General features: G+C 34.4%; 9 protein-coding genes. 2 read left to right on the top strand and 7 right to left on the bottom strand.

Annotated elements, in window-relative coordinates; translation table 11 throughout:
* Positions 1–4: 4 nt before the first annotated feature.
* The 6 genes from OQ292_RS14890 to OQ292_RS14915 form a co-directional block, all read right to left on the bottom strand.
* Complete coding sequence (locus OQ292_RS14890) at positions 5–829, bottom strand: hypothetical protein (RefSeq protein ID WP_284682934.1); 825 nt, start codon at positions 827–829, stop codon at positions 5–7.
* Positions 830–836: 7 nt separating this feature from the next.
* Positions 837–2,471 (bottom strand): hypothetical protein, encoded by a 1,635-nt coding sequence (locus OQ292_RS14895; RefSeq protein WP_284682935.1) that lies wholly within the window; start codon positions 2,469–2,471, stop codon positions 837–839.
* Positions 2,461–3,015, bottom strand: coding sequence for a hypothetical protein (locus OQ292_RS14900; RefSeq protein WP_284682936.1), 555 nt, complete (start codon positions 3,013–3,015; stop codon positions 2,461–2,463). Before OQ292_RS14900 ends, OQ292_RS14895 begins: the two co-directional genes overlap by 11 nt.
* Positions 3,016–3,291: 276 nt before the next feature.
* Positions 3,292–4,752, bottom strand: a complete 1,461-nt coding sequence (locus OQ292_RS14905; protein WP_284682937.1) for a P-loop NTPase fold protein — start codon at positions 4,750–4,752, stop codon at positions 3,292–3,294.
* 95 nt (positions 4,753–4,847) lie between these two features.
* Positions 4,848–6,062, bottom strand: a complete 1,215-nt coding sequence (locus tag OQ292_RS14910) for a DNA modification methylase (protein WP_284682938.1) — start codon at positions 6,060–6,062, stop codon at positions 4,848–4,850.
* 32 nt (positions 6,063–6,094) lie between these two features.
* A complete protein-coding gene (locus OQ292_RS14915) occupies positions 6,095–6,820 on the bottom strand; it encodes a hypothetical protein (RefSeq protein ID WP_284682939.1) in 726 nt (241 codons plus the stop codon).
* A 221-nt stretch (positions 6,821–7,041) separates the two neighbouring features.
* On the opposite strand from OQ292_RS14915, the gene OQ292_RS14920 reads away from it, so the two are divergent.
* On the top strand, positions 7,042–8,277 hold the full coding sequence (locus OQ292_RS14920) for a hypothetical protein (protein WP_284682940.1): 1,236 nt from the start codon (positions 7,042–7,044) through the stop codon (positions 8,275–8,277).
* Positions 8,278–8,420: 143 nt separating this feature from the next.
* Positions 8,421–9,761 carry a tetratricopeptide repeat protein gene (locus tag OQ292_RS14925; RefSeq protein ID WP_284682941.1) on the top strand — a complete coding sequence of 447 codons (1,341 nt, stop codon included), beginning with the start codon at positions 8,421–8,423 and terminating at the stop codon, positions 9,759–9,761.
* 114 nt (positions 9,762–9,875) lie between these two features.
* Here the strand turns inward: OQ292_RS14925 and OQ292_RS14930 are convergent, their stop codons facing one another.
* On the bottom strand, positions 9,876–12,875 hold the full coding sequence (locus OQ292_RS14930) for a phage tail tape measure protein (RefSeq protein ID WP_284682942.1): 3,000 nt from the start codon (positions 12,873–12,875) through the stop codon (positions 9,876–9,878).
* Positions 12,876–12,934 lie beyond the last annotated feature (59 nt).

The following is a 12,934-nucleotide window of genomic DNA, read 5'->3' on the forward strand; positions in this document are numbered from 1 at the left end:
GTAATTACTTGCCTAAGATTTTAAAAAGCTGATCTTTTTCAGCATACATTTCAAAAAGATCTTTCTGCTTTTTGATGGTTTTGCTTGATTGCTCTCCTAGAGTAGCTTTGAGTTTTTCCAGTGCTTTTTCAGCTCTGGATATTCTTCTTCTTAGATTATCCCACTCAGCTTTGGCAGCTAAAACTTCAGCCTGGTTACTACTATTTTCTATAGGTTGGCTATCTTCTGTAGCTTTTTTAAGTTCATGGGAGGTATCATCTGAAGCTTCAATAATATCATTATTTGCTTCTTCAGATAACTCTTCAGTATTTTGATTACCTGGTTCTGCTGATCGGTTAAATTCTTCTATTGGGTTTTGGTCATTTTTCCATTTACCATGTTTATCAAAATAATCAAGAGATAGCCAAAGCTGTCTATTCTCAGTAGCCAGTGAGTCAATTTGATCAATGATGGTAGCTCTTTCTTCATCAGTTTTTAAATCAGTAAGTGTGTTTCTGAGCTGAGCAAATTTGACAAACTGATCCTTGCGATATTTTTCAACAAGCTGATATTCTGAAAGGTGTTTATGAGATGGTCTTTCTGTTTTTTCTTGATGTTGAATAGCCTGTTTCTGCAGTGCTTTTTTTCTGGTCTGCCTTTTTGCTTCATATCGATTAGAAGTTTTGAGCAGTTTTTTGAGCTCAGTTTGCAGATATACTTTCATGTTGATGGCTCTGCCATTCATGAATTGCCTTAACATGACAGGGTTATGACCAAATTGCTCAAACAAAGCAACTCCTTCTTTATAATTCTGATTGCCATTGAACCAGTTACTAATTTGTGTATTCATAGACTTATCAAAGTGATCCAAAAGAAAAACTAGTGTGGTCACTAATTTCAGCAGAATCAAAGAATTGAAATAGGGCATAATCTAGCGTATCAGAAAAGTGGGAAGCATGTTCTGCCAGAATGTTTGGATCCCTTTCACTGGACTTGTCTTTCTGGATTCCCACATCTGTTTTTTTAGCTGGAGTAGCTTTAATGGAGATGACCAGCTCCTTGCAGTTATTGCCATTGATTTCTACTTGAGGAAGAAATCTATCTATTCCTGCAAACATTCTATTGACCATAATAAATCGCAATCCATGCTCAATGTTGTGGGCAGGAGCACAGAGTTCAGAAACCCACCTGTTTTTACCTAATCCATTGAGTACTTCATTGTAATAAGTATTTCTGGAATTATCCCTTTCAAAATAGCCATTTCTATCTCCCCATACTTTTACAAATTGGTTATTGTGGACAGCATAGTAATTACAAAAACGCTCCATGAGTTCTTCCAGCCCTTCTCCATCTTTGGCATAGAAGTTTTTTAGGATTCTCACCTTGTTGACAGATTTAAGGTATTGAAAAACAATCAAACTATAAATATCACTATTAAAGTCTAGGCTAATCTGGAGAGGCACACCATTGACTAAGTCTTCATCATTTCGACAGTCATTTTTAAAATCTTTGGTATTAAAGCCCAGACTATCTAAATGTTTGTAGGAGTAACTTTCAAAATAAACATGGACGCTTTCTTTAAATCGAGGATAAAAAGAATTGGGGATGATGGTTACTTTGTGATTTAATATTTCCACTTTATATACCAGTGGAGAGAGCGTTCTTCTTTGGGTATCAAAGTAATCTTCACCCAGAATATGCAGGTTTTCTCTAGCAGTAGCCTCCAGATACAAGACTTTTCTTTTTGCTTTTGCAGCCAATAATTTTCTTTTGACTCGAGCTACTATTTTATTCTGTGTTTGATTTCTGTTTGCTGGATTGACTTTTTTGATTTCTATGTAATCCTTGTACAAACCTTCACCCAGAATAGCAATGGTTTCAGATTCCTGTTCTACTTCGGCTTTAAATAGCCAATTACCAGCTTGGGTAAAAGGCATGGTACTGGTAAAAGTTAAAGACTTGCTGTACCTACTTTTTTTAAATGTGTAATGAGTAGGTCTAATAGCAGGGATCAATTCTTTATCTAATCTGGATTTGGGTAGGAGAGCTGCTTCAATACCTAAACCCCAGTCAAAGCTACCACCTCGAGAGCCAGTGTCTTTTCGGTCAAAACTGATGAGCTGGATAACAGAGCCATTATACCACCAGATGAGGTAATCATTTTTCTGAGGCATGTGCCAGGCAGTTGGCCATTTTTTGAGCCATTTCTGAGGAGGCTTTTTACCAATAAAATAATGTAGGTTTTGGTAATAACCTTGTCTTTCCCAGTGAGCAATCATAGGAGGTAACTCCAATGTTAAAATCTGAAGGTAATTGGCTCCCACAATAAAACCTCGAGAACGAGGCATCTCATGTACACAAGCTTCAGCAATATCAGCATTGACTGTAGACTTGCCTGTTCCCCGTCCCCAGATGAGTGTTTTCTCGGGACGGGAGCAGTACTTTACCGCCAATTGAGGCGGATTATAATATACAGGAGTTTTACGAGGCATTTGGGAGTTTTGCTTCAGTTACAGGAATGTCAATGATCTCATCATACTTGTTAAAAGCTTCAGGTGCCATGTTGATGATAAATACCTGAGTACGTTCCAGTTTAGTTGGATCCACAGTATCAGGATCATCTTCATGTAGACGATTTACTCTAGCAATTCTTTCATTGATGCGAGAGGCAGTTTCCACTTCAGCAGTAAAGTCTTGACCTGCTTTTCGTTTTCTGATGATTTCAGTTTCGATGAGCTGTAAAAGCCGAGACTGGTTTTCAGTATTTAAAAAACGGAGCGCTTCTTTTCTTGAAGTAATGGGATTGCCATACAATTCCATCGCAGCATCTATGTCATTATAGGCTGCAAAGCGGCTGATACCAAATTGCTCCTGTAGTTTCCTTGCTGCCACACTGATTTGTTTGTGGGTGTACACTAAATGAAAAGCCATGTCATATCGATCTCTGAGTGCGATTTGCTTTTCAGAGAGTTCAATCTTTCCTCCTAATTCATACTCTTTGATGGCTTCCAGTGTATCTACATTTCTTGAAGGCATAGTTGACTAGTTTGTTGATCTACTCTTCAACAAGCAAATAAAGGTCTATCTTATACCAAGAAATAGGACAGTTCTACCACTTACATAAAATTTCGTTTTATGTGTTTTTTATAGAAAATTTCGTTAATTGGCGGAATATAAAAATTATCAATGGGTTAGATTTTCAAAATAAAAAAGAGCGACTCAAGTGAAGCCGCTCTTTTGCAAAATCTATTTACATCCTATTCTAATTTTTACAATAGTAAGTTCTTTTTAACATAATAGGCAATTATAATATTAATTATCAGCTATATCTAATGTAATGTAGTTTTGAAAGGCTAAGTATAACAGCTTTCTAAATGGGAAATTAAATTCATTTACAATATCAATTTCCTTATGGTTAATGCCATCTATTATAGTAACATAACTATGGCCATTTCTAATTATATGATACTCTATTTTAATATTCAATTCAACATTCTGATATAAATGTTTAGGATGAAGACTAAAATTATGTCTCTTAATATCTACTAGTTCGACTAGATCACCATAGTTTTTGAAGTTTAAAGCATCTTCTGTTGTTTCATGTCGAATTTGATTTTTTGATGCTAAACTTTTTAATGCAATCTCTAAGTTTTTCTTTGAGCCATAAATAATAGAAAGAAAATCAAAAATAAATATCATTGAACACGTATAATTTTCAATTTTTTTATTATAATCTATTTTAATGAAATACCTATTGGGCATATAATCTTGGTCATGTATCTTCAATAAGGATCTTAAGTTTAATAAGTTATTATTAATCAACTCTTGTAGTATTTCTTTTAATAATGAATAATCTGATCTTCCTTTTTTTACGAAAGAAAAATAATTATCATAGTTATTTGGTAAGCTAATGGATTCTAAAATACTATCAATGGTATCATTTATGACTTTTTTGTTATCAAAATAAAAAATTTCTTTGCTAAAAAACTTATCTATATAACCTGAGAAATCTGTGCTTGTACCATATTTTGAATGAAAAATATTTCTAATATTTTCAATGTCACAAACTAGTATGATCTTATTGAAGCCAAACTTATTATTAGTTGAATCTCCTAAAGATAAATGACAAGCAAACACGTTTAAAATTCTAAAAATATGTTCAGGGTCAATTCTATCTAAATCATCAATGACTAAAACAATTTCCTTTTTAGGATCTTTTTTTAAGTTTGGGATTAAATCAGAAATCAACTCCGTTATTTCATTTTCTTCAAAGATACTTCCTTTTGTTAAGGTGATTTCTTTTAAGAAATCAATTATTTTTTTCTGTTCGTCTATTTGAAAATCATTATGAGCTTTTTCATATTCTTTTAAAATTTCTATTACGCTAGAAAGCCTTTTACCTATTTTCCCCCAGTTTTTAGCCAGTTTACCTACTATATCCTGAAAGTTATTAATTATGTAAACTTGGGAAGTTAAGGATTTTTTGAAATCTATTTTTTCAAAATCGATTAATTTTTCTAATAGATTAAAAGCTATATCATATTTTATGTATTCAATAATGTCTTCATTTTGAGATATAGAATAATGAATTGGCGATAAATAAAACAATTCATAATTATCTTTTTTTTCCTTAAAAAATTTACTTAAAAAATATGTTTTACCAATTCCAAAAATACCTGAAAAAATTATTTGATTGTTATCTTCTAGACTTAAATGCTCATCAAACCTTTTTACCTCTGAACTAATATCTAATTCAAAACTATCCTTATTCATAATAAATTTTTGTTAGTAAATATATTGAATTATTTAATATGAATTGAATTATAAGCACCTATGAATTTATCTTTTAAAAAGTCAGTTTAATTTTATTAGAAATTATGATTAAATATTTCAACATGAATCTCAGGCTCCAACCTCTTCATCCTATCCACAATCACTTGGCAAAATTCTGGGCTGAGTTCCATCCCATAACAACGTCTGTCCAGTTGGTGGGAAGCAACTATGGTGGTGCCTGATCCAAGAAAGCCATCGCAGATGAGTCCTCCTTTTTTTGATGAGTTTTTGATTTGATAGGCAATGAGAGGAACAGGTTTCATTGTTGGGTGATCTTCATTTCTCAATGGTTTGTCAAATTCTAGTACAGTGGATTGAGTCCGGTCAGAAAACCATTGATGTCCCATACCTTTCCATCCGTATAAACAAGGTTCATGTTTCCAGTGGTAATCTTGTCTGCCCAGTACAAAATTATCTTTTACCCATACCAGACATTGGGAGAGCTTTAAGCCTACATTTTTAAAAGTATTCCTGAAAACATCACCGTAATTATCAGAGTGCCATACATACCAAACTCCTCCCTTTTTGGTCACTGAATAAATGGCTTTAAAGGCAGCCAAGATAAACTCATTAAAAGCATTGATGTCCATGTTGTCATTTTGGATTTTGAGCTTTCTGGCTGTTTTTCCTTCATAATCTACATTGTAGGGTGGATCAATCAATACCATGTCAGCTTGTTCTCCTTGCATCAATTTCTTCCAGTTTTCTGGATTAGTGCTATCTCCACAAAGTAATCGATGTGGACCAATCTGGATCAGATCGCCTTCTTTAATATCGGTTTCAATCTTTTCTGGAATCTCAAAATTATCATCTTCTGCTTCAGTAGTATCCAACTCAAAATCATTTTCTTGAGCAAACTCCATCATAAGTTTGTCCATCTCCAAACCGACTGCATCAAAATCGATATCAGCATAATCTGATTCCAATATTTCGATATCCCATTCACCTTCGTGCAGGTTACTGGAGAGAACGATTTCTTTTCTTTCAGATAGTGTAATTGGCCTGTTTGGTACTCTCACATCGATGAGTTCCTGACCTTTTCCCAATGCCAAAAGGATTTTTAATCGCTGGTTAAAGTTGAGCAATTGGTTGTTTTCATCTACTGCAGGAATTTCAAATACACCCAGTTTTTCCAGTTTGTTTTTGAGTCTTTCTCTACCTTCAAGAGAGAGTTTTCTGGGGTTTGTTTCTGTTGGAATAAGGTCTGCAATCTTTCTTTTTTCAGTAGTCCAGTTGAGTGGTTTTTGCATTGATAAATAGTAATTAGGTTAAAAAAATACATTTAGTTAAACATGAGTCTTTCGCAGTTACCAGCACAGATTTTAATGAAAGCGATATCAGAATCTTCCAGCGGATTTTCTCGGTTAAAGGTGACTAACATAGTGTAAACCACATCGGCTTTGGTGTGCAAGAGTTTAGAGTAAAAAGCTCGAACTCCATAATGCTGCATAATTTCTTTAAAGTCTCCATTTGGCATTTTGTCTACATCAGGTACATAGACGCCAAAGTTGTTATTGATAATAGTTTGAGTGATTAAAAGGTCAATGCTTTGCTCAGCGATATTGATACCATCCCATTCTTGTTTGATGGGTTTAAAACCAGTGACAGTTTCATGTATGATCCAGCAGCGGTAATGTTGCCATGTGAGAGCAGTAGTGGAGATGCTTTTAGCCGCATTGTCTTTTTCTTCTTTCAGCTTTTTTAGTTCACTACTAACATATTTAAACTTCATGATATGTACCCGAACAGGAGTGAGTTTGAGTAACATATTCATGTAGGTATAGACAGAAGAAACTCTTTGCTCGATCTTGTTTCTATACCTCATATGGAAGGTAAGAGAGAACTCATTTAAGAATCTGGCAGAAGCAAAAAGGTTGGCAAAGAAAGCTTTGGTCAGCTTCTCCCGATGCACCACCATCTGGTAGGTAAACAGAATCACGATGACATAAAATGCCCCTATAATAATTCCATTCTTTTCAATAATCTGCCAAAACATTTCATCACTCATGGGATGAAATTATGAGGCTCCTCAAAGGGATAAAAGGACTGTTTTTAGAGATTGGGTTAGTTTGATATGCAATTTAATTACCTGATAGTAGGTATGTTTTGTTATGTTTTTTCTTAGTAAAATTATGTTTATAAAAAGTTATATTAAAATAGCGCGTCTATGTGTGTTAAGCATATGTTGTGAAACATTCATACCAAGTTTAAAAAAACATAATATCTCTTATGAAAATCATGAACCTAATTTTATTACTCTTAATGCTTGGATTAAGCTTACAAGCTGTTGCAAATATCAAGGATGTTAAAGTTACTAATGGCTCAAACGAAGAAATAAGTGTATATATTACTCAATCTAACAGGGAGGGTGACTTTGGAGCAGAAATTTCTTCACTTGTAAAAATTGCAGTTGGAGAATCTAAAATCATGACTCTGAGCAGTAAGCCGCCACTATTTGCGTATGTAAATTTAGTTGTTGTTCAGGGACAAGGTGTAAAGAAAAGGGAGATAATGGTAGACCAATACCTTAATGTCAAGAACTCTCCAAAAACAAAGCCTTTTAATTTTACAGGAATTAATAAGAGTACAATTGATGAAGATGAAATCAAACGACTCTATCAAATTATTGAGAACTCCAAAAAATCATTTAAGGATAAAAATCTAATTATAGATAGAGAATATGAAGCAGGAGTTGGGTTTGATGAATACTTAGGAGCTATAGTTATAGTTGAATTGGATGAAAGTGATGCACAAAATCATAAACTCAAAAGGGTTTATAGGGCTAGACAGTTAGGAATTAATTCACCCCCTATTTTTAGAGGCAAAGATTATAAGGAGTCAGTTAGATTATCAAAAACATTTGGTGTAAGTGGAGATGCCAAGTTTCCAGGAGCGTTTGACGTACAAGTTGATTTTAATAGTGCAAACTTATTCGAGTTTAATTACAAGCTATTTGGTCTAGGCCCAGTTGAGTCTCAAAGTTCTGAAAGCAGAACTGTTGTTGATATTCTGTTTGACTTAGATGAAAATAGTAGAAGCGAAATTATTCAGACCATTGTTCAAACCTTAGATGATTGTGAAAACTGTTCAGTGCGAAGAATTGATAGAGTTTTAGCTTTCAAAGGAGGTACGGCAACTGTTAAAAGATTCAGAGAAGCAAGTAAAGTTTGGTCTGGTTCTGCATTTAATGTCATTACAAATTCAGGTAATTTCTCATATATTAATGGACTTGATTATGACCAATATATTCCTGCGACGATTCTTTCTTTAGGTATAAGTCAGGAAAGTCTTGAGACAGAGATACTTTTATCTGCTAAAGCAGAAACTCAAAAAAAAATTAATTTAAAGCAAGCTGAGTTAGATAACTCTGAATTGGCAATCAAAAATCTGAAATCTGAACTTGAAGAATTGACAGATTTAAAAGAAGCCTTTGATGAATTAATAGATCGAACTAAAAATAATTAAAACGTTTCCCAACAATAGCTAAAAATTCATCGCTTTCCGTAGGGAGATTCAACAACCCACGCTTTTTAGCTAAATCGTAAGAAATTATTTGGAAAACCTGCCTTTAAATTTAGAAGTATTCTATCATATCTAAAACTTTAAATATGGCCAAATCAAATGATGCAAAACATATTAAAGAAAAAAAGAAAAAGGGTGAAAAATCAGGTATATTCACTAATATGATTGGAGTGATAAAAAACATTAAGGATTTTTTATCACATGTATTTGTAATCTTATTATTTATCTTATTTATTTTTTTTGTATTTAAAGATAGTAGAAAGACAACTTTTTACATTGAATCATTCAGTACGACCAAAGATTTTGATGATAAAGGTCTAAACGGTGAAAATTTAGCAAGTATTCTTAAGAATGAGATTAATAAAATTAGGTACATAGATGCGGCTTATGCAAAAAAATCTATTCACTTCATAGATTCTAAGAGAAAAGACTATGATGTTAAAGATCCAATCACAGGGTTTAACGTTTCTAAGCTAAAAGACTACATTCAGGATGTTGCTTTTGGCAATACTAAAGAAATTTCTGGGTTTATAACCACTCTTGAAAATGATGAAAAACAACTTTATGTGAGGTTAGAAGATAAATTCTTATCACTTTATAAATTTAAAGATGTTGAAGATGTTGATTCAATTATACAAATAGTAGCAGAGGATTTTATAAGACTACATGAAGACAAATATATTTTGGGAGTACATTACTTAACATTCGATAACAATATTGAAAAGTGTTTCAAGATTATTCATGAATTACTTAATGATAATGATGAATCAAATGACTATAAAGCTTATCAATTACGTGGTTCAATTTACTTAAAAAATTCGGCTAACTTAGATTTAGCTGAAAAGGACTTTAATGAAGTTGTAGAAAGAGCACCTAATCCAGCTCGCGCGATCAATAATTTAGGATTAATCTTTGAAAAAAGATCCAAGGAAGAAAAGAAAGATACTACGTTAATGGTAATGAATATAGATAAAGCAATTAATAATTATAAAAAGGTCACAATTATTGATACTACTTATAGTAAAGTATTTCTTCATTTAGGGAATTCATATATGCATAAATATACATTATCGAATAATAAATTATTAAGAGACACTGCTGAATTGTATTATCGTGAATTTATAAGCTTAAACAGGGATGAGATAATTGGCTATATATCTTTAGGCAATAGTTTGTATGAAGTTAATAAACAAGAAGCATTAAAAATTTATGATAAAGCAACTCAGATTGACCCATTTAATTCTTTGCCATATTTACAGTTGGCAATGCGTTATCATGCAGATGGAGCTAATAGAGATGCACTTGATTATATAAATAAAGCGATAGAAAACTATAAAAATGATTCTACAAAATACTTGGGTATTGGAAATTATATTAATGAGATAAGACGTAAAATTAATGCTGCACTTTCGGCAAATAAAAAATAAAATGCTGCTCATGTCAAACAAGTTTCACGGCTGGTACATGAGCTAAGATAGCATCAATGCAAACAATCAAATATATGAAACTTAGTAGGAAATTGCTTTAAATCCACAGTACCTTTATAAACTCCCCCTCATTTCATCCTCATCAATCCGTTTTTTAGCTTTCTCAAAATCGGTATAAACCAGTTTAGAAGTAATCTCCAGAGGAAACTTCTGATTTAAGATTTGAAGCTGGGTGAGTACTTGTCTTAATAACAAAGCATTGTCAGTGTTTGCTGTTTGGTTTATTGCACTTTCAGTATTAGCAATTGATAAATCGCTTGAGCTCGTAGGAGAGCTACTGGTAGTGGGTAATGTGCCTCCATTTTCAAAGGTAGCTTGAGAGATCGCTGTTCCCCCTTTATTCATGGAAGCATCTAATAATTTATCAATGATAGGTTTGTTGTTTAGATAAGTCATTTTAGAAAGAATCGGCTCACCTCCTTCAATTTCTCCCATTACCTGCATATTTGAAGGGTTGATTAACTGAATACCACCTTCTGAGTGTGATGGGCCATCAATAATTCCACCTGAAGCAAACTTTTGCTTGCTAACAGTACTAACAGCCATACCAGCTCTAGCAACAGCAATGGCAGATTTAATTGCTCCAGCTACGCCAAAAGTCATGGTACTATCAGGAGAGGCCATATAACCTGCAATTTCTTGCTGTAAATCCACTAAGATTTTAGCAATAGAAAAAGCCTTGATTTTATCTGCATTCTTTTTTCTTGCCACTTCATCTTTTCCAAGCAAGTCAATGCCCATTTGTAAGAAATCGGATGCTGCCTGGAAACTAGCTTGTTCAACTCCTTTTTTTAATTCAGCAGTTTTCTTTTCGTTCTCGATTGTTTTATCAGCATGTTCCCTTTCAATTTTAGCCAGATTCACTTTAGCCACCATCACTTCCGCACTTTCTTGTCCATGATAGGATTCCAGCAGCTTGATCCTTTCTTCCATCGCTGCTTTTTGCAGCTCATAAAGCGCATCTTGATAAGCTTGTTCATCCAGCAAGCTTCTTTCAAACTGTTCTTCGAGCCTGAGCTTTTTAATTTCTTCAGATTCGATGGATAGCTCTAAATCTTTATCTCTTTGAGCTTGTTCCACTTCTTCTTGCAATAAACCTAGCTCATTTTTAAGGGATTCTTTTAGCAGGAGTGTTTGCTCAGCAATCTGCTCTGGAGTGCCGACTAAAGCTTCAATTTTTCGCTTAGTATTCAGCTTTAATTGGGCAATTTCTTTTTCTGCTCCCTCTTGCATCAACTGGATGCGAAGATCCTCTAAACTCTTTTGTGCTGCAAGCTCTTTTTTCTTAGCTTCTTCTCTAGCTTTAGAGAGTTTTTCTGATACTTTTTTATCTTCTTCACTTAAGCGATCATTGTATTTTTTTCTTGTTTCAAGGCTAGCTTGACCGATATCTTCCTGCACTTTTTTAGCCTCACTGGCTATTTGATCACTATTAATAGTAATCTTACCATTTAAGGTTTCATCCATCGCCTCTTTAAAACTAGTAGCCACATCCTTTCCCAGCTCAGTAAATTTGCCTTGAATACTGGCTGTGGTCTCAGAGAAAATATCTCCAATCTTAGAAAAATCTCCACTTATGAGGGCAAGCACTCCTTTTCCTAAACCGATGATTCCTTCTTGGAAGCTAGTCATAAAAGCCATGTTGGCATTAAATAGCGTTTTAAATACGAGCACCAAACCATTTAAAATGCCTCTTAAGGGGAGAGAGGAATTGTATAGATCAATAAAACCATTTTTAAGCTCATTGAATTTATCAATTACCCAAACAAGTGTCTTTGTACCCAAAATTTGCAGGTAAGTAGTAAGCTCGCTCCAAAGAGCTGAAGAACCAGCTAGTTTTTCAGCTAATTCTTCTTCAGCTTGAGCCAGCTCTTTTTCAAGAGATAATTGTTTTATTTGGGTTCTAGTGAGCGCATTTTCTGTATCAATTAAGCCTTCCATACTACCATTGATGCTTTTTAAAGACTTTAAAAAGTCTAAACCAGCATCTTCACCTGGACCACCAAAAACATCAGCTACCACAGTTTGTAATTTGTTAGCAGGAATAGTAGTATCATTCATCTGGCTAGATACTCTTTTTAAAGCATCTACTGTAGAAAGGCTACCATCATTGATTCCTTTAAAGATTTCATCGGTGAATTCTTTTCCAAAAGCAGCCTGCATGGCCTCTGAAGTAGATTTGGTTTGTTCTCTGATTCTCAAGCCAAATTCTTTGACCACATCAGCACCCTTATCAGAAAATACTCCTTCATTGATGGATTGGGTGATGACAGCAAACATTTCCTCAGCACTAGCTCCAGCATCAGCAAACTGAGTAGCATATTCTTTTGCTTGTTCGAGCAATTCTTCTCCTTTTCCGGGAGCCGCCAGCATGCCTTCCTCAATTAAATCAAGAGCCTCAGAATAAGAGATTTTCATCCGCTTGCTGACAGCATTTGCAGTGTCTGCAATCTTGTTTTGCTCTACATCAAAGGTGTTTCCTAAAGCTTGCACATGGGCAGTGGCTTCAGATAAAGCTTCTCCTTGGAGTCCAGAAAGCTGCTGGATAGTGCCAGATAGTTTGGTGTATTTTTCATCGATTCCAAGCAGATACTGACCTAATTCAATAAACTTCTGGAAGGCAAAAAGGGCAATAAAAGCTTTTTGGAGCTGTCCGAAAGCATTGTTCATCAGGCCAGTGGCTTTCGAGACCCCATTCATGCCTGTTTTTACTTGTCCAATGCGGGCTTTAACTCGATCGAGTTCCTTGGATTTTTTAATGAAAGCATCGGTTCCAGGAACAAGTCCAAAGAGTTCTCTTTGCAGTCTTCGGGATTCTTTTTGAAGCTCTTTTAAGGGAAGGGCTGTGAGACCAATTTTCTTTCTAAGGCCTACAATTTGACTTTCAGTTTCTTTGAGCTTGGCAGAAGCTTGTCGGTACTCATCCGTATTCTTCTTCATCCCTTTGAGCTCAGCTCGCAAGGTATCGGCCTGTCCCATTAAATCATTTAAAGCTTTTTTGGCTTGGTCTGAGCCAATTTCAACTTGTACCTGAATGCGTTCTTTTAGTGCCACAGCTTATAAGAGTAAAAAATAAAGAAGGATAGCCTTATAAAAGCTATCCTTCAAGAATC

The sequence above is a fragment of the Chondrinema litorale genome (assembly GCF_026250525.1).
GTDB classification, from domain to species: domain Bacteria; phylum Bacteroidota; class Bacteroidia; order Cytophagales; family Flammeovirgaceae; genus Chondrinema; species Chondrinema litorale.